This is a genomic window from Pantoea sp. ARC270 (genome assembly GCF_003236725.1).
GTDB lineage: Bacteria > Pseudomonadota > Gammaproteobacteria > Enterobacterales > Enterobacteriaceae > Pantoea > Pantoea anthophila.
In genome coordinates, this window is record NZ_PUGA01000028.1 from 41112 (window position 1) to 58429 (window position 17318).

At 59.7% G+C, this 17318-nt stretch carries 15 protein-coding genes; 8 read left to right on the forward strand and 7 right to left on the reverse strand.

What is annotated here, in order from left to right:
* Positions 1-5: 5 nt before the first annotated feature.
* The 3 genes from CKF42_RS13600 to CKF42_RS13610 all read right to left on the reverse strand — a co-directional run bounded on the left by CKF42_RS13600 (position 6) and on the right by CKF42_RS13610 (position 4112).
* On the reverse strand, positions 6-1829 hold the full coding sequence (locus CKF42_RS13600; protein WP_111208406.1) for a glycoside hydrolase family 15 protein: 1824 nt from the start codon (positions 1827-1829) through the stop codon (positions 6-8).
* Positions 1830-1919: 90 nt separating this feature from the next.
* Entirely contained in the window at positions 1920-2813 is an 894-nt protein-coding gene (locus CKF42_RS13605; RefSeq protein WP_009090177.1) for an SDR family oxidoreductase, read from the reverse strand.
* 264 nt (positions 2814-3077) lie between these two features.
* Positions 3078-4112, reverse strand: a complete 1035-nt coding sequence (locus CKF42_RS13610) for a LacI family DNA-binding transcriptional regulator (RefSeq protein WP_111208407.1) — start codon at positions 4110-4112, stop codon at positions 3078-3080.
* A 214-nt stretch (positions 4113-4326) separates the two neighbouring features.
* Here CKF42_RS13610 and CKF42_RS13615 point away from each other — a divergent pair, with 214 nt between their 5' ends.
* The 4 genes from CKF42_RS13615 (at position 4327) to CKF42_RS13630 (ending at position 9545) form a co-directional block, all read left to right on the forward strand.
* A complete protein-coding gene (locus tag CKF42_RS13615; RefSeq protein WP_111208408.1) occupies positions 4327-5355 on the forward strand; it encodes an ABC transporter substrate-binding protein in 1029 nt (342 codons plus the stop codon).
* 90 nt (positions 5356-5445) lie between these two features.
* Positions 5446-7668 (forward strand): iron ABC transporter permease, encoded by a 2223-nt coding sequence (locus CKF42_RS13620; RefSeq protein ID WP_009090181.1) that lies wholly within the window; start codon positions 5446-5448, stop codon positions 7666-7668.
* Positions 7665-8735 (forward strand): ABC transporter ATP-binding protein, encoded by a 1071-nt coding sequence (locus tag CKF42_RS13625; RefSeq protein ID WP_111208409.1) that lies wholly within the window; start codon positions 7665-7667, stop codon positions 8733-8735. Before CKF42_RS13620 ends, CKF42_RS13625 begins: the two co-directional genes overlap by 4 nt.
* A 15-nt stretch (positions 8736-8750) precedes the next feature.
* The gene (locus tag CKF42_RS13630) at positions 8751-9545 is read left to right on the forward strand and encodes an inositol monophosphatase family protein (RefSeq protein ID WP_046101840.1); all 795 of its coding nucleotides are present in this window, start codon (positions 8751-8753) and stop codon (positions 9543-9545) included.
* 34 nt (positions 9546-9579) lie between these two features.
* Here the strand turns inward: CKF42_RS13630 and CKF42_RS13635 are convergent, their stop codons facing one another.
* Complete coding sequence (locus CKF42_RS13635) at positions 9580-10008, reverse strand: N-acetyltransferase (protein ID WP_111208410.1); 429 nt, start codon at positions 10006-10008, stop codon at positions 9580-9582.
* Between the two features lie 186 nt (positions 10009-10194).
* Between CKF42_RS13635 and hipB the strand changes: the two genes are divergently transcribed.
* The 4 genes from hipB to CKF42_RS13655 all read left to right on the forward strand — a co-directional run bounded on the left by hipB (position 10195) and on the right by CKF42_RS13655 (position 14697).
* Positions 10195-10443 (forward strand): type II toxin-antitoxin system antitoxin HipB, encoded by a 249-nt coding sequence (gene hipB / locus CKF42_RS13640; protein WP_009090189.1) that lies wholly within the window; start codon positions 10195-10197, stop codon positions 10441-10443.
* A complete protein-coding gene (locus CKF42_RS13645; protein ID WP_111208411.1) occupies positions 10443-11756 on the forward strand; it encodes a type II toxin-antitoxin system HipA family toxin in 1314 nt (437 codons plus the stop codon). The genes hipB and CKF42_RS13645 overlap by 1 nt, the downstream gene beginning before the upstream one ends.
* A 102-nt stretch (positions 11757-11858) precedes the next feature.
* The gene (locus CKF42_RS13650) at positions 11859-12503 is read left to right on the forward strand and encodes a LysE family translocator (RefSeq protein WP_111208412.1); all 645 of its coding nucleotides are present in this window, start codon (positions 11859-11861) and stop codon (positions 12501-12503) included.
* Between the two features lie 148 nt (positions 12504-12651).
* Positions 12652-14697, forward strand: coding sequence for an FUSC family protein (locus CKF42_RS13655; protein WP_111208413.1), 2046 nt, complete (start codon positions 12652-12654; stop codon positions 14695-14697).
* Between the two features lie 204 nt (positions 14698-14901).
* On the opposite strand, the gene CKF42_RS13660 is transcribed toward CKF42_RS13655, so the two are convergent.
* The 3 genes from CKF42_RS13660 to stbD all read right to left on the reverse strand — a co-directional run bounded on the left by CKF42_RS13660 (position 14902) and on the right by stbD (position 17317).
* Positions 14902-15237: a gamma-glutamylcyclotransferase family protein gene (locus CKF42_RS13660; protein ID WP_111208414.1), complete on the reverse strand. Its 336-nt coding sequence runs from the start codon at positions 15235-15237 to the stop codon at positions 14902-14904.
* 72 nt (positions 15238-15309) lie between these two features.
* Complete coding sequence (locus tag CKF42_RS13665; RefSeq protein ID WP_111208415.1) at positions 15310-16026, reverse strand: fimbrial assembly chaperone; 717 nt, start codon at positions 16024-16026, stop codon at positions 15310-15312.
* Positions 15992-17317, reverse strand: a complete 1326-nt coding sequence (gene stbD / locus CKF42_RS13670) for a fimbrial usher protein StbD (protein ID WP_199559878.1) — start codon at positions 17315-17317, stop codon at positions 15992-15994. The genes CKF42_RS13665 and stbD overlap by 35 nt, the downstream gene beginning before the upstream one ends.
* Position 17318 lies beyond the last annotated feature (1 nt).

A 17318-nucleotide genomic window follows, 5' to 3' on the forward strand; every position in this document is an offset into this window, starting at 1 on the left:
CTTTCTTAAACCTCTCCTTTTGATTCCGATATCGCCTGCGCCGCGCAGATCAGCGCCAGATGGCTCAGACCCTGTGGCATGTTGCCACGCCAGCTCTGACTGCGGACGTCATACATCTCATTAAAGATATCGACGTTACCCTGACCGTCCAGCGTCGCCAGAATCTCCTGCATCGCCTGTTCCGCCCGATCCCGGTCACCCATTTCCGCCCAGGCTTCCACCAGCCAGAAGGCGCAGGCGAGAAAGGTACTCTCCTCCTGCCTGACGCCGCTGTAGCGATAGAGCATGGCGCTGCCGTCGCCCAGCTTCTGCCGGATAGCGTGGTAGGTGGAGAGCATCCGCTGCGGATTAACCGCATTGCCATAGCTGTGAACCAGCGCCAGCGAGGCGTCCAGGCGTGCATCACTGCCGACGTAGAAGAGGTAAGCCTGCTGCGTTTCTGACCAGCAGTGCGACTCAATCCAGTCGCGGATACGATCACGTTCCCGCTGCCAGCGGCCCAGCCAGGTCGGTTCGATATGTTTACTTTCCGCCAGCGCCACCGCCCGATCCAGCGCTATCCAGCAGGCCATTTTGGAGTGGGTATAGTGCTGCAGCTCCGGCAGCTCCCAGATGCCGCAATCTTTCTGTCGCCAGTTGTCGGCGCAGCAGTTCGCCAGGTCGCCCAGCAGGCGTGAGGTGGTGATATCCAGCACGTGGCCCGCTTCAATAAAGCGCTGCGCGGTCATGAGCATATCGCCATACATACTGAGCTGCAGCTGATCGCGGGCATTGTTGCCGATGCGCACCGGCTGAGAATGCTGATAGCCGCTCAGGGGCGGATAACGCTCGGCGGGCACCTCATCGCCATTCAGGGTATAGCAGGCGCGCAGCCTGACGCCGTGACGGATGATGGTCTGCGACAGCCAGGAGAAGGCCGCCTTACAATCTTCCAGCGCGCCGAGATAGACAAAGGCTTTGATAATCAGGCAGGCGTCCCGCACCCATGCGTAGCGGTAATCATAGTTTTTCTCGCCGCCGATGCCCTCCGGCAGCGACGTGGTGGCCGCGGCGGCCAGCGCGCCGGTCGGGGAGTACCAGAGAAACTTCAGCGACAGGGCAGAGCGCCTGACCAGCGCCGGGTAGCTGCCATCATAACTCAGGCTCTCCACCCAGCTGGTCCAGCCGGTGTGGCTGGTTTCAATCCGCTGGTCGATAGCCTCCAGCGGCGGTACGGCCAGCGGCTCCTTTTCGGTGATCAGCAGGGCGCAGAGCGAGCGGGAACCGGCGGTGGTGCGCAGCGTGGCGCAGACCTGTTCATCATCCAGTTCGGTAATGGTGATGTCGTCGCTGGTTCGGAACATCGCCATCGTTTCGGCGATGTGAAACACCTTGCCTTTCTCATTGTCGGCCACCCAGGGGGAACGGGTTTCAGCGGCGGTGCCGAAGCGCAGCGTGATCTGCAACTCCACCTCGCCCTTAACGCCTTCGATGCGGCGGGCCAGCTCACACCAGGGCAGACGGCCCGCCAGCGTGCTGTTGATCGATTCGGTAAGCAGGACGGCACCGCTGTCAGTGTCAAAGCGGGTCTCCAGCACGTTGCTGTTGTCACGATAGCGTCGCGTAACCTGATAGCTGCCGCGCGGGACGACCTGAAAGTAGCCGCCCAGCCCGGCGTCCAGCAGGCGATCAAACAGCGGTTTCGCATCGAGATTGGGGGCACACCACCAGTCAATGGAGCCATCCGGCGCAATCAGCGCCACCGAACGGCCTTCACCAATGGCGGCATAGTCGCCCAGCCCCGCAAAACCTTCTTTTCTGACCGGCGAATGAAAAACCGGGTTTTCCATGTTCTTTTTCCTTATACCAGGCACAACGATTCGGAGGGGGAGAGAGGCAGGACAAAAAAATGGCCGCTTTACGCGGCCACCAGAAGGGGATTACAGGGTGCCGGTGCCGCCATCAGAGCACCAGACCTGACCGGAGGAGTAGCTGCTCTCGGTCGAGGCCAGGGTGACGTAGAGCGGGGCGATCTCAACCGGCTGGCCCGGACGGCCCATCGGGGAGTCGGCACCAAACTGCTTCACTTTCTCCATCGGCTGCCCGCCGCTGGATTGCAGTGCGGTCCAGTATGGACCCGGCGCTACCGCGTTGACGCGGATGCCGTCGCCGCCCAGCTGTTTCGCCAGGGATTTGGTAAAGGCCACAATCGCCGCTTTGGTCTGCGCATAGTCCAGCAGGATATCGCTGGGTTTAAACGCCTGCACTGACGAGGTGTTAATAATGGATGCGCCGCGTGGCAGATATTCCAGCGCCGCTTTGGTGATCCAGAACATTGCATAAACGTTGGTTTTAAACGTCGCGTCAAAATCTTCTGTACTCAGGGTACGGATGGACTCATTAAATTGCTGACGACCGGCGTTATTAACCAGAATATCCAGACCACCTAATTTGTCGGCCGCCTCTTTGACCAGCTGCTGACAGAATTCTTCTGAACGAATGTCACCGGGAATAGCGAAAACTTTACGGCCTTCCGCTTCGATTAATTTAACCACTTCATCGGCATCCGGCTGTTCTTCCGGCAGGTAGTTAATCACCACATCGGCGCCTTCACGGGCATAAGCAATCGCAACGGCACGACCAATCCCGGAGTCGCCGCCGGTGATCAGCGCTTTACGTCCGGTCAGACGACCGGTGCCACGGTAGCTGGTTTCACCGTGATCGGGAACCGGCACCATTTTGCTGGCAAGGCCTGGCGCCTGCTGGGGCTGATCCTCAAAAGGAGGCTTAGGAAAGTGATCCAGATCGAGCGTCTTGTTAGTGGGTGTGGCCATTGTATGCTCCTTGAACAGTGTTATCTGAGACTGTAAGCCTGGCACAAATGTGATGTTTGTCACATCTGACTGCTGATTCATTGAGCAGATAAAACCAGAGTAAATTAATAATGCAGATAAAGCGTAGACAGGAAATCGCGATTGCGGGGCGAAGCGGCCGAATATTTTTCCGGGCAGGAGAGCGCTATTTAAAGCGAAGCGTAAAACCGGTACTCAATTATTTCGCTGAGAAATAACGTACCGGCTGAAAATAAAGAATGGCGCTCATCCGCCGCGCACCGATCCCCGCCAGACCACATCGACCGGATATATTTTCCGTGCCTGCGGCTGTTCTGTTCGAGGCAGGAGAGTTTCCGGTTGCGCCTCCGCCGCCACCAGCCAGTCAATCGCATCGCGGGCGAACTGCTCTACCGGCTGCGCAAAGGTGGTGAGGTCGTAGGCGCTCCAGCCCGACTGCGCGATGTTGTCGTGTCCGATGATGCAGAGATCCTCCGGGATATGCAGCGCAAAACGGTGACGCGCCTCATCCATAAAGCCGCAGGCGAGCAGGTCGGTGGCGCAACAGACCGCATCCGGGCGGACGCTGCGCGTCAGCAGACGCTGCGCCAGAATCTGTCCGCTCTCATAGGAGGTGCTGCCGAACCGTTCCACCTGCACGGCAATGCCGGCCTGCTGCGCCGCAGTCAGAAAATCGGCTTCCCGTTTCAGCAGGCTCGGCGTTCCCGCCAGCGAATTCACAAAGGCGATGCGGCTGCAGCCCGCGCGCAGAAAGGCGTTAACCGCCATCTCCGCCGCCGGACGGGAGTCGAGGTTAAGGCTGAGCGTGCCGGGCAGGGCGTCGTCGCGGTTAATCAGCACCAGCTGCTGACCGTGCCGGTAGCAGAGCCGGGTAATGCCACTGTCAGGCATGCCGGAGAGAATGATCGAGGCGTCGGCGCGGAAATGGATCGCCTGCTGCAGCGCGGCGGAAACCCGCTCATCCGACCGGTCGGTGTTAATCAGCATCGCAACCTTGCCCGCTTCCTGCAGATACTGGGTCATCCAGCGCACCAGGCTGGCACGGTAGGGCGTATCCACCTCTGAGGCGATCAGGCAGACAATGCCGCTGCGGTTTCGTACCAGGCCGCGCGCCAGATGATTGACGTGATAGCCCAGCTCTTCCGCCGCTTTTATTACCCGCTGCCGGGTGGCGTCCGACACGCTGGCCCCCGGTGTAAAGGTGCGGGAGACCGCCGAGCGCGAGACGCCCGCCCGATCTGCCACATCCTGTGCACTCACCACTGCCCTGGGCTGCTGCATCTTCTCTCCTCGTCCTGCCGTTAACCGCACTGAGTCTGCCTGAAAATGCAAGGGTGTGCAAAAGATAACAGGGCAGCGAATGTTTCAAATTTGTGACAGCGACTGACAATTGCTCAACAAGTGAATTGACAGCATGACAGGGTCGCCGTACTACTTTGCACGCATGTGCAAAAGCTGGCGCACGCCCTCATCATCCGGCCTCAAGGAGAATCCCATGCGTTATTCCTCTCTGCTCGCTGCTGTTATCGTCAGTTGCCCGGTGTTGCCGTTTGCGGCCACGGCGGCGGGCAGCCTTAATATGATCTGCTCCGCCGATGTGGTGGTGTGTGAACAGATGACCACGCTGTTCAGCCAGTCTCATCCCGATATCCGGCTCAGCATGGTGCGGCTCTCAGCCGGTGAAGCCTACGCCCGAATCCGCAGCGAGGCGCGCAATCCCCGCACCGATATCTGGTGGGCGGGCACCGGCGATCCGCACATGCAGGCCGCAGAAGAGGGGCTGAGCCAGCCCTACAAGTCCCCTTTACTTGACCAGCAGCAGCCCTGGTCACAAAAGGTGGCGGAGATTTCCGGTTACCGGACCGTTGGCGTTTATGCCGGTGCGCTGGGCTGGGGCTACAACACCCGCCTGCTGGCGGAAAAAAAGCTGAAGGTGCCTGCCTGCTGGGCGGATCTGCTCGATCCCGGTTTTAAGGGCGAGATTCAGATCGCCAACCCCAACTCCTCCGGCACGGCGTACAACACGCTGGCGACGCTGGTGCAGATCATGGGGGAAGATGACGCCTTTGCCTACCTGAAGAAGCTCAACGCCAACATCTCGCAATACACCAAGTCCGGCTCGGCACCGGTAAAAGCGGCTGCGCGCGGTGAAACCACCGTCGGGATTGTCTTTATGCACGACGCGGTCGCGATGGAAGTCGAAGGCTTCCCGATCAAACCTGTCGCCCCCTGTGAAGGCACCGGCTATGAGATTGGCTCCATGTCGATTATCAAAGGGGCGCGCAACCTGGCGAATGCCCGGGCCTGGTATGACTGGGCGCTGAGTGCGGATGCGCAGTCCCATATGAAAGAGGCGAAATCGTTCCAGTTGCCCTCCAACCGTCAGGCGGAAATCTCAGAGTATGCGCCGCGTTTCGAGAATATCCGCCTGATCGATTATGACTTCAAAACCTATGGCGACTCGGCGAAACGCAGGGCGCTGCTGGGGCGCTGGGACAGAGAGATTGGTGCCAGCGCGCACTGAAGCGTGGCACTGCCCGGCCGTCAGACGCCGGGCACGGGCCGAACCGCGGTGGCATCAGCCAGTTGTCCGCTTCTCCAATCGAGGTGATGTATGAATGCGCACAATCGCCGTTTAACCGGCGCGCTGCTGGCGGGGGCCGTAGCCCTGACGCTGCTGCCCTGGTACAGCCTGGAGCAGGGATTCTTTGCGGGTGACTGGCTCTTTCGTTCTGCGGAGGAGAACAGTGCACCGGCCCTGTGGCAGCTCGCTCAGCAGCCCTGGCTTCTGGTCGCCGTGGCGCTGTGGGGAGGCGTTACCGCCTGCGCCTTTCTGCCTCCCGGCCGGACCCGCAGCACGCTGCTGCTGCTGTTCAGCGTCTCCGGCATCCTGTTTCTGCTGCTGGAGGGGCATGCCATTGGTTTCAGCGGCTGGAACTGGCTGTGGCTCGAGCACCTTACCGGGCCGCTGGCTCAGGGACAGCCCGCCATGGGCGCGGGGGCCTTACTGCTGCTGACCGTTTTTCTGCTGATCTTTGCCTTTGCGCTGGCAGAGCGCGGCGTCCTGAAAGGCGATGCCTTTGTGGTGGCGGCGATTGTGCTGCTGGTGGCGCTGGTCACCACCTTCGTGCTCTATCCGGTGCTCAGCCTGTTTGTCGCCGCGGTGCAGGACAGTGATGGCAGCTTTAAACCCGATGGGCTGATCGCCAGCCTGCAGGACCCGGCCATCTGGAGCCTCGGCTGTTTTACCGGCGGCAACTGCGGGACGGCCTGGCGAACGCTGGGACTGGCGCTGATGACGGCCAGCGGCTCGACGCTGCTGGGGCTGGCGTTTGCGCTGGCGGCGACGCGCACGGCACTGCCGTGTAAGAAAGCGCTGCGGATGCTCACCGTCCTGCCGATTATCACGCCACCGTTTGTCATTGGTCTGGCGCTGATTTTGCTGTTTGGCCGCTCTGGCGTGGTTACCGAATCGCTGGCGTCGCTGTTCGGCATTGCGCCGGGACGCTGGCTCTACGGGCTGACCGGGATCTGGATTGCGCAGGTGCTCTCGTTTACGCCGGTGGCCTTCCTGGTGCTGATCGGGGTGGTCGAGGGCGTCAGTCCCTCACTGGAGGAGGCGTCGCAGACGCTGCGAGCCAGCCGCTGGCGCACCTTCTCCCGCGTGTCGCTGCCGCTGATGGCTCCGGGGCTGGCCAACGCCTTTCTGATCAGCTTTATCGAAAGCATGGCGGACTTCGGCAATCCGATGGTGCTGGGCGGCAGTCACGGCGTGCTCTCTACGGAGATCTTCTTTTCAGTGGTCGGCGCGCAAAACGACCCGAGCCGCGCGGCGGTGCTGGCGATGATCCTGCTGGCCTTCACGCTGGCGGCCTTTCTGCTGCAGCGTCTCTGGCTTGCCGGGAAAAGTTTTACCACCGTCACCGGGAAAGGTGACGGCGGCCGTCATGCCATGCTGCCGCGCCCGGTCAGATTTGGCGTATACGGGATGGTGATCCCATGGGGGCTCTTTACTCTGGTGATCTACGGCATGATCCTCATTGGTGGCTTTGTCCACTCCTGGGGGCTCGACAACAGCCTGACGCTGGATCACTACATCCGCGCCTTCCGTGTCACCCTCACTCAGGGGGAGCTGGTGTGGCAGGGCGTGGCGTGGAACTCCTTCTGGACGACGCTGGAGATTGCCCTGATTGCGGCCCCCCTCACGGCGATTGTCGGGCTGCTGACCGCCTGGCTGATCGTGCGTCAGCGCTTTGCCGGACGGCAGACCTTTGAGTTCATGCTGATGCTGAGCTTTGCCATTCCCGGTACGGTTATCGGCGTGAGCTATGTCATGGCCTATAACCTGCCGCCGCTGGAGATAACCGGCACCGCGATGATCCTGATTGCCTGTTTTGTCTTCCGTAACATGCCCGTCGGGGTGCGTGGCGGCATTGCGGCGATGAGCCAGCTGGATAAAAGCCTGGATGAAGCGTCACTCACGCTGGGCGCAACCAGTTTCCGTACCCTGCGCAAGGTGGTGCTGCCGCTGCTGAAACCGGCCATCAGCGCGGCGCTGGTGTACGCCTTTGTGCGCGCCATTACCTCCATCAGCGCGGTGATCTTCCTGGTCAGCGCGCAGTACAACATGGCGACCTCGTACATTGTCGGGCTGGTGGAGAACGGTGAATATGGCGTCGCCATTGCCTACTCCTCGGTCCTGATCCTGGTGATGCTGCTGATTATTGGTCTCTTCCAGCTGCTGGTGGGCGAACGCCGCCTGCGCCGTGTCACCCGACCGGCGGCCCTCGCCGCCACTCCCTCTGCATCCACCCTGACTCAGGAGAGCACCGTATGACGACACATCAGGCCGGATCGGTGGTTTTTGACCATGTCTCAAAACGTTTTGCCGGCTTCAGTGCGGTGCCGGATCTGTCACTCACCGTGGAGCCCGGCACGCTGGTGACGCTGCTCGGGCCCTCTGGCTGCGGCAAGACCACCACGCTGCGGCTGCTGGCCGGGCTGGAACATCCTGACGCGGGCCGCATCCTGATAGGCGGTAAGGATGTTACCCATCTGCCCGCCAACGCGCGGGACGTGGCGATGGTGTTTCAATCCTACGCGCTGTTTCCGCACATGAACGCCCTCGACAACATTCTCTATGGGCTGAGCGCCGCGGGCATGAACCGGCGCGAGGCGCAGGATCGGGCGCGTGAGGGGCTGAAGCTGGTGGGGCTGGAGAGTCAGGGGCAGCGGCTGCCCTCGGAGCTTTCCGGCGGGCAGCAGCAGCGCATTGCGGTGGCGCGCGCGCTGGTGCTGGAGCCGCAGGTGCTGCTGCTCGATGAACCGCTGTCGAATCTGGATGAGCGTCTGCGGCGTCAGGTGCGCACCGATATCCGCGATCTGCAGCAGCGGCTCGGCTTTACTGCGGTCTATGTCACCCATGACCAGGAGGAGGCGCTGGCGGTCTCCGATAAGATTATTGTCATGAAAGAGGGGGATATTGCTCAGGAGGGGACGCCGGAGACGCTTTACCATTCCCCCCGTTCGGTCTTTATCGCGGACTTTATGGGGGAAGCGAACATTCTGCCCTGTGAGGTAGAGCAGGCCGGCGCGGAAGAGGCGCTGGTCCGTCTCGGCACGCAGCGCTTCCGGCTGCCCGGTGCGGGAGTGCGGACCGGCCCGGCTCAGCTGGCGGTGCGGCCCCGCTTCATGACCCTCTCCGGCGACGGACAGGGGGCACTGCAGGGGGAGATCACCCACAGCACCTGGCTGGGTGACCATATCGAATATGAAGTGGCCACTGAACTGGGCGCGCTGTTCATTATCGATCCGCTGATGGAGCAGCGTCTCCCGCTCGCCACCAGGGTTGGCGTTAACTTCAGGGCGCAGGGGCTGGCCCTGATCGCGCACGAATCTGATTAAAACTGAGGAGCTGGCATGGCATCACATGATCAAATAATGGCGCGTCTGGCTGTCGCTGAGGCCGTTGCCCGTGAAGGCGGCGCGACCGCGCTTTCCTACTTTAACCGTCGCGAGACGCTGGTGGTGGAAACCAAATATGATCTGCAGGATGTGGTCTCGATTGCTGACCGCGACGTGGAGCAGCAGATCGCGGCCCATCTCCGCGCCGCCTTTCCCGATGATGGATTTCTGGGTGAGGAGAGCGGTCTGCAGCCGGGAGCATCGGACTACACCTGGGTAGTCGATCCTATCGATGGCACCAGCCCGTTTCTGAACGGGATGCCAAACTGGTGTGTTTCGGTGGCCGTGCTGCGCGGCGACCTGCCGGTCATCGGGGTGATCTTTGCCCCCCTCTATGATGAATGCTACGTTGCGGCGCTGGGGCAGGGCGCGACGCTCAATGGTCGCCGTCTGGCCGTCGATCCGGCGCGCACGCTGCAAAACCACGTCACCGGATTCGGGGCGAACAGTCACGTGACCCCGCAGCAGGTTGGCGAGATCGTGGCCGCATTGCTGACGGCAGGCGGTAACTTTATCCGACTGGGTTCCGGCGCGCTGATGCTGGCATGGGTGGCCGCCGGACGGGTGGTGGGTTACTACGAGCCCTATATGCACGCCTGGGATTGTCTGGCGGGCTACTGCCTGGTGAAAGAGGCGGGCGGCTGGTATCACCCGTTTAATACTGAAGGCGACCGCCTTACCCGCGGTGCGCAGGTCCTTGCCGTGGCACCCGGTGCCGAAGCAGACCTGCGCCGCATCGCCGGTCTGTGACCCTGTCACGCCAGCGCGATACGTATTTGTGTAATTATGCCGGCCGGAGTTTCTTCGTCAGATAGTGACGCTGCATGCCGGTCTGCGGAAAGTCGGGCAGGGACATCTGCTGCTGATATCCCTGCTTCTGATAGAACGGCAGCGCCTGAAAGCTGAACGTATCCACCAGCGCACAGAGACATCCGTCCGTTACCGCCGCCTGTTCCGCCGCGCTGAGCAGTTCACTGCCCAGACCGCTGCCCCGCAGCGTCTCGTCCACCCACAGAAAATCGATACAGAGCCAGTTTCCCTTGCGGGACGCGATTAATCCGCCCCGTAATGTCCCCTGTGTGTCGCGATGCATGACCGACAGCGGCCCCCAGTTCTCAGTCTGGATAAACTGCCGGTTGTACCCGCCGAGTCCCGCCAGTAGTGCTTCGCGGTCCTGCTCGCTGATCTGATGAGTGATGCTGAATCTGCTCATTCTCTTCCTCTTTCTCCGTGGATTCTGCGTCCTGAGTTATCCCCCGCAAGGGATAAAACTTTAATTATCCCTCTAAGGGTATAAAATATAATTTATCCGTTAAAGAGGATAAAAGCACATTTATACCCTTTCGGGGATAATACGGCTGCGCTATGCTTACCCTCTGTGATCCAGAAGGAGTCACCCATGATATATAGTCCGATTCAGCTGGCAAACCGGCTGAAACTTATCCGGCAGCGCAACGGCTGGACCCAGAGTGAGCTGGCAAAAAAAGTGGGCCTGAAGCAGGCGACGATCTCTCACTTTGAAAATGCACCTGACAGCACCTCACTGGCTACGCTGTTTAAGCTGCTGCAGTCGCTGGAGCTGAGCCTGGAGGTTCAGGAAAAAGCGGCACCGGCGCCGGCGCCACTCAATGACGAGGATGACTGGTGATGCAGAAGCTGATGGCCTGGATGAACGGCGAGCGGGTGGGGGTGCTGACCCGGCAGCGAAACGGCGCACATGAGTTTGAGTATGATGCAGGCTGGCTGCGCAGTCCGCTGGCGCGTCCCCTTTCCCTCTCTATGCCGCTGCAGGTCAGGCCGATCAACTCCGCCGCCGTGATTAACTTTTTCGATAACCTGCTGCCCGACAGCCCGGCGATCCGTGACCGCATTGTGGCGCGCTATCAGATAAAATCCCGCCAGCCGTTTGATCTGCTGCAGGAGGTGGGACGAGACAGCGTCGGCGCGACCATGCTGCTGCCGCCGGAGATGCCGCTGCCGCCGCTGCAGGCACGCTATGAGGTGCTGGATGAGGCGCGGCTGGAGAAGGTGTTGTCGGCCTATCAGTCCGATATTCCGCTGGGGATGCTGCGTGAAGAGACCGATTTTCGCATCTCGGTGGCGGGCGCGCAGGAGAAAACGGCCCTGCTGCTGACCGATGAGGGCTGGAGCATTCCGGCCGGGGCGACGCCAACCTCCCACATCATCAAGCTGCCCATCGGGGAGATTAAGCAGCCTGCCGCCACCCTGGATATGCGCGAAAGCGTGGAGAATGAGTATCTCTGTCTGGCGCTGGCCCGGGCGCTGGGAATGGCGGTGCCGCAGGCGACCATTATCCGCGCCGGGGCGATGCGGGCGCTGGCGGTGGAGCGGTTTGACCGGCGCTGGTCCCGCGATAAGACCCGGCTGATCCGGCTGCCGCAGGAGGATATCTGCCAGGCGCTGGGGCTGCCATCCTCAACCAAATATGAGTCAGACGGCGGGCCGGGCATAGAGACGATCATGCAGCTGTTGATGGGCTCCAGCCAGGCGATAGCGGATCGCTACCGCTTTATGCAGTTTCAGGTTTTCCAGTGGCTGATCGGCGCAACCGATGGCCATGCAAAAAACTTCTCCCTGTTTATTGAGCGCGGCGGCAGTTACCGGCTGACGCCATTTTATGACGTCATCTCAGCCTACCCGGTACTGGGTGGCACCGGCCTCAACAAGCGGGCGCTGAAGCTGGCGATGGGGCTGTGCGCCACCAAGGGTAAAAAGATGGCGATCGACAAAATCTATCCGCGCCATTTTATCGCCACGGCAAAGCGCGTCAGTTTTGATCCGGCCAGTATGGAGGAGATTTTTGACTTCTTTATCCGGGCCTTTCCCCAGGCGGTGATCTCGGTGCGGGAGGCGCTGCCCGCCGATTTTCCGCAGCACATCGCCGACGCCATTTTCAGTCACTCACTGATCATGCTGGAGCGGTTACGGCACAGAACGTGATGGAGAGCGCGCACACCGGTAAGAGGATGATGGCATTTGGAAAAGGGCCTCCGGGCTGATAAGTTAACGAAAGGTTAAATCTTATTGCTGTCAGGAGGCTTCATGCTGGATATCGTTCATTTTCCGCTGTTTCTGGCGTCGGTGGTGCTGCTCTGCATTACGCCGGGCCCCGATCTCGCTTATGTTGTCGGACAAAGTGTGGCTCGGGGGCGACAGGCCGGGGTTCTCTCGGCGTCGGGCGTGGCGCTGGGAAGCTGTACGCATGCGGTTGCCAGTGCATTGGGCTTAACAGCGCTGATTGCAGCCTCGCCGCTGCTGTTCACCGTCATTAAATATACGGGCGCAGCCTACCTGATCTATCTGGGGACGAAGATGATCGTGGCGACGTTCCGCGTCCGTCACGTCGTCAGGCCGGAGGGCGCGGAGGCGGTTGCACAGACCGAAACCCGACAGCTGCTGCTGCGCGGCTTTATTACCTCGATAACCAATCCGAAAGTGCTGCTGTTCTTCATTGCCTTCTTTCCTCAGTTTGTGACGGTGGAGGGCGATCATCATGCCGTCTCCTTTCTGCTGCTGGGTCTGGCCTATGCGCTGACGGGCCTGATAACGGATGTGCTGTTTGCCCTGCTGGCAGGCGGTGCCGCCGGCGCCGTTGCGAAGAATCAGACCCTGCAGAAGGCGCTCGATCGGGTGGTGGGTGCCACCTTTCTCGGGCTGGGCATCCGGCTGGCGCTGACGCGTCGCTAACCGCTTTTCATCCCGCCCGAAACAGACCTGTCTCCCCTGAAACCGGCCCCGTCAGGCCGGTAATAATTTGTATAAGTTAACTGAGAGTAAAACGCAGGCGCATCTGTCAGGATACGCGCCTCAGAAAGCTCCTGGTTGCTCTCATTCGATGAAATGGTTTACCAAAAACGCGGTTTTGTTTGCCTGCAAAACTTCTCTTGCCGCGTTTATTGCACTCTCTGTGGCGCTGCTTCTTAACTTTGAAAAACCTGCCTGGGCGCTCACGACCGTTTTTGTGACTTCACAACTCTATGCGGCCTCAACCGTGTCGAAATCCCTGTTTCGTCTGCTGGGTACGCTGCTGGGGGGCCTCTTTATTCTGCTGATCTACCCTGAAACGGTGCAGTCGCCGGTTCTGTTCAGCCTCTGTGTGTCACTGTGGGTAACGGTCTGCCTCTATCTCTCGCTGCATGACCGCACGCCCAAGAGCTACATCTTTATGCTGGGCGGGTATAGCGCCGCCATTATGGGCTTTCCCGACGTGGATACGCCGTCAGCCATTATCAATACGGTCATTTCACGTATTGAGGAGATCACGCTCGGCATTCTCTGCAGCACCCTGGTTCACCGGCTGGTGTTTCCGGTGTCGATGCATCATCTGCTCGGCCAGAGCGTGAATCTCTGGTTTCAGAATGCGCGCAGGCTATGCGATGAGCTGATCAGCGGAATGGCAAAGAACAAATCGCTGGAGCGGGAAGATATCCTGATTCAGATGGCCGGTTATCCGCTGAACGTTGAAACGCTGCTGACCCACTGTGTCTATGAGGGGGAGGCGGCGCGTAACGTCATCCGTCTGGTCAGCGTGCAGTATCAGCATCTGACCTATCTGCTGCCGACGCTCACCGCGATTGAGTCACGGCTGGGCGTACTGGCGGAGCTGAACATTCGTTTTCCAGCGTGCGTGACCGATGTGTTTCAGCAGTTTCTGTTGTGGCTGCATCACGATCGCGTCAATGACATTAACGGGCTGCGTGAGGCGATCAATGCCGGGCAGGCGAACCTTGAGCAGTCGTGGCGGGCAGGGGAACTGGCGACCGAGGAGAGCCTGCTGCTGATCGGTCTGCTGGAGCGGCTGGCAAACTTTGTGCGCATTGCCGATGCCTATGAGAATGTCAGCGCCCGCGCCGGGGATCTCTACAGTCATGGCGACGGGGCGGCTATCCGTAATATCCGTGAGCATCGCCATATCGACAAAGGGCTGTTGAGGCTGTCGGCGCTGACGGCTTTTCTGGCGACCTTTCTCTCCAGTCTGTTCTGGATTGGCAGCGGCTGGGCCGACGGGGCGAATGCACCGCTGATGGCGGCGATTATCAGTTCGTTTTTTGCCGGTGTCGATTCGCCGGTGACGCCGATGAAGCTGTTTGTCAAAGGGGTGATGATTGCGCTGGTCGTGAGCCTGTTTTACATCGCTTTTCTCATCCCGCAGGCGAACACCTTACAGGCGCTGATGATCTGTCTGCTGCCCGGTCTGATGCTGCTGAGCCTGGTGATTGCGAATCCGGCCACCAACCTGATCGGGCTGAGCGTGGCGATTCAGATCCCCGGCTTTATCGGACTGAGTCACCACTTCGTGCCCAATCTTATCGTTACCCTGAATGCGGCGATCTCTTCGATGGTGGGGATTATGTTTGCCGTTGTGCTGACGGCGCTGATCCGCAACAAACGGCCTTCATGGATAGCGCGAAGAGCGGTACAGCGCGGCCTGCGCGATCTGTTAGGGTTTATCAAAATGGTGGAGCGTAACGCCGCCACGCTGCTGTCACGGCAGCAGTTTATTGCACGCATGCTCGACAGGGTGAATATCATTCTGCCGCGGAAACGGCTCGACCCGGTGCCGGATATCGTGGTGGGGGGCTATCTGATTACGGAAACCTGGCTGGGGGCGAACTGCTATGACTTTTATGCGCGCTATCGCGAGGTGCTGGAACGGCATGGAATCGATAGCGCGCAGATGTTTCATGAGCTGGCGCTCTATCTGAAGCGCAAGATGAAGTCGCTGCAGTTAACACCGCATCAGGATTTGCTGGAGGAGCTTGATCTGCTGCTCCTGCGTCTGGAGCCCCTGGCCCGGCAGGATAGTAAGGCAGTCGCGCCCCTGATCCACCTGTTTAACATCCGGGTCTCGCTGTTTCCGCATCAGCGCTGGCCGGAATGAAAGGGCAGAAACGCGGGCTGGTGGCCCGAAACAGGTCTTAACGGCAATCTATTTTAGTTACATCATACATTAGATCTCTTCCTATAACTGAGATTCGACATCATGCCTGTTTGTAAGGTCTGACAGAAAAGGGAGGCGGGATCAGACAGAGCGGGCTGACAGAATCGCGCCCGGAAGCAGGGCGCGAATTGCAGAACCGGGGTATCAGCACTGTTCACGGGGCTGAAGCTGATAGACCCAGGCGCTGAGCTGCTGATTATCGTGGGTAGAGACGCACACTTCGACGCGATCATAGCCCTCCTCAAACGCATCCAGCATCGGCCAGTGAGCCGCCAGCTTATCGGAGGTAAAGAGAAAACCCGGCACCTGCGGGCCGTGCTCATCCAGAATAATGCCAGGAAAATCAGCCGCTGCACCCCAGCCGCGTTCATAGAAGGTGCCCGTGACCGAACCGGCGAGCCACTCTCCGCCGATATTCTCCAGGATATGCGCATTTTCACGTCCAGGGCAAAGCGTGCCGTAAACAAATAAACGTTTCATTTTCCCTCATCCAGACTGCAAACAGAAACAGGCAACTTTAGCGTGCCGGGACGCCATTGTCCTGCAAAACATTCACTTAAAAGCCGTGGTGTAGTTAACCGGAATGCCCTGGTCGTTGATCACCGTATAGTTCAGCGCCGTTCCGTGAGAGAGCGCGGCCTGACTCTCTGCCTGCAGTTCCGCGTGCGGGGCGATCATCAGGTTTTTAATCGCTGCCTGACCTTGAGGTTTGACGTTCAGGCTCATAAACCAGGGCGTCGGGTTGGTTATTGTGATTTTATCTCCCGTGACGGCGAAACGAAGCTTTTCCGGGTCGGTCGCCTGAGGCGCCTGAAGTCCCGCAGGCCGGATAAGAATCTTCAGCCGGATTCGCAGCGGCAGCACGACTCTGCGTTCAGCCGCGTCAGGCGCTTTTTTCAGCGCCGGAATCTGGTAAATATTCAGCCAGAAGAGGCTCTCTTTACCGGCGGGCAGCGCATCACGTGAGGTCAGCATCAGGCGCAGCGATCGCATCTCGCCCGGAACCATTTTTACCACTGGCGGCAAGACAAGCACGGGCGTGATGCTGGCATCCGGTGACAGCGTCACGTTGCCATCATCCGTCCAGAGTTGCAGAAACGTCTCGGTGTTGCCGCTGTTGACGACGTTAATCGACTGCGTCAGATCGGCCTGATTAAAGATGATTCGGGTCTTATCCACGTTGACCACTGCCCAGACGCTGGACGAGAGCAGAACGCCAGATAACACAATGAGGTTACTGAAAACTGACCACAACCTGTAATTGCGCATTTACTGCTCCTGCTGTAAGGGTTTGGCCGCTGATGGCTTCAAGGGAGGCGGTAAAATCACCGCTGTAGATATCACTGCCTCCGGAGGAGACCTGCGAGGTTAAATCTTTGTAGGCATACCAGCCGCGGCTGTTGCCGGTGCCGGTGCTGGCGCGGTCCGGCAATAAATTGATGGGGGTATTGTTGCTGTCATAAATTCTGATACCGACGCCGGAGGCGGCAGTACTGCTGCCATAATGGGTATCCAGCAGCCAGGTTAACCCGCCGCCCGAGGTGGTCAGCCCCAGATTTCTCGCCTGTATAACCGCATTAGACTGGTTAACCAGAAAGCCCATGGCAACATTGGCCGAAGTGGTCGTCGACGTGGCGGTGCCGGAGAGTGCGCCCGATTCGCACTGGATGGTGATCGTAAATGGTGCCTGGCTTTTTCCGCCTGCCGCGAGCGTGCTGACGCTCACGGTAGGCAGCAGTACCACCGACGGATAATCCTGAACTTCACACAGTGCGCCGCGCACATAGGTGACATTAGAGTAGGTGCTCCACGCTGCCGGCCAGTTACGGTACCAGCCGTACCAGTAGGAGAGGCTGTCCTGGCCCACCTGGAGGCTATTGGTGTCGAGTCCCGGACCTTTGAAAGCGATGTAACCCCGCGGCTGTGTCCAGGTGTCCACGTAACGATTACTGTTGCTGGCGTAATAGCGGGTTGAGTCAATTTTAAACATCTCATACAGCACATTGCTGAAGGCGCTGGCCGGGATGTAGATATAGGTGCCATCGGAATACCAGTCGCTGGCCGTCAGCTGACGCGCTTTCCAGTAGCGGCTGTAATATTCGCCGGTTGAGAGGTTAGTCAGCCTGACCGCGACATTTGCGGCGACATCATAATAAGCGCCGTCCACTTCAGACGTAACGTATTGCCCGGCATAGGGGCTGTCGCCGTTGGTGGCGTACATCTCATACAGGCTGTCGGCATCCGCCACGGCGCAGCGGTAGAGAATCTGATTAGCCGAGTAGGGAACGTTACTGGCCGAGGAGAGAAAGCTCCCCACCGAGCTGGCCAGCAGGGTGCCAGAGGGCTGAAAGGTCTTTCCGCTGTTAATGCTGATCACGGACGGCAGCCCGACATTCCCGGAACAGGTGTCGCAGGCACCGGTCCAGCTGGCGGCGGTGTAGCCCGCCGCGATGGCGCTCTGAGAGAGCGAGGAGGTGGCAGTGACCACGCTGCAGTTCGCCCAGGCGGGCACATTAAGCAGCAGTAACACGATATACAGGAGTAATTTTTCGATTCTCACA

What these genes read in the sequence shown, in the direction of transcription:
- CKF42_RS13600 (WP_111208406.1), bottom strand. Translation starts at nt 1,829, where the DNA reads ATGGAAAACCCGGTTTTTCATTCGCCGGTCAGAAAAGAAGGTTTTGCG.
- CKF42_RS13605 (WP_009090177.1), bottom strand. Translation starts at nt 2,813, where the DNA reads ATGGCCACACCCACTAACAAGACGCTCGATCTGGATCACTTTCCTAAG.
- CKF42_RS13610 (WP_111208407.1), bottom strand. Translation starts at nt 4,112, where the DNA reads ATGCAGCAGCCCAGGGCAGTGGTGAGTGCACAGGATGTGGCAGATCGG.
- CKF42_RS13615 (WP_111208408.1), top strand. Translation starts at nt 4,327, where the DNA reads ATGCGTTATTCCTCTCTGCTCGCTGCTGTTATCGTCAGTTGCCCGGTG.
- CKF42_RS13620 (WP_009090181.1), top strand. Translation starts at nt 5,446, where the DNA reads ATGAATGCGCACAATCGCCGTTTAACCGGCGCGCTGCTGGCGGGGGCC.
- CKF42_RS13625 (WP_111208409.1), top strand. Translation starts at nt 7,665, where the DNA reads ATGACGACACATCAGGCCGGATCGGTGGTTTTTGACCATGTCTCAAAA.
- CKF42_RS13630 (WP_046101840.1), top strand. Translation starts at nt 8,751, where the DNA reads ATGGCATCACATGATCAAATAATGGCGCGTCTGGCTGTCGCTGAGGCC.
- CKF42_RS13635 (WP_111208410.1), bottom strand. Translation starts at nt 10,008, where the DNA reads ATGAGCAGATTCAGCATCACTCATCAGATCAGCGAGCAGGACCGCGAA.
- hipB (WP_009090189.1), top strand. Translation starts at nt 10,195, where the DNA reads ATGATATATAGTCCGATTCAGCTGGCAAACCGGCTGAAACTTATCCGG.
- CKF42_RS13645 (WP_111208411.1), top strand. Translation starts at nt 10,443, where the DNA reads ATGCAGAAGCTGATGGCCTGGATGAACGGCGAGCGGGTGGGGGTGCTG.
- CKF42_RS13650 (WP_111208412.1), top strand. Translation starts at nt 11,859, where the DNA reads ATGCTGGATATCGTTCATTTTCCGCTGTTTCTGGCGTCGGTGGTGCTG.
- CKF42_RS13655 (WP_111208413.1), top strand. Translation starts at nt 12,652, where the DNA reads ATGAAATGGTTTACCAAAAACGCGGTTTTGTTTGCCTGCAAAACTTCT.
- CKF42_RS13660 (WP_111208414.1), bottom strand. Translation starts at nt 15,237, where the DNA reads ATGAAACGTTTATTTGTTTACGGCACGCTTTGCCCTGGACGTGAAAAT.
- CKF42_RS13665 (WP_111208415.1), bottom strand. Translation starts at nt 16,026, where the DNA reads ATGCGCAATTACAGGTTGTGGTCAGTTTTCAGTAACCTCATTGTGTTA.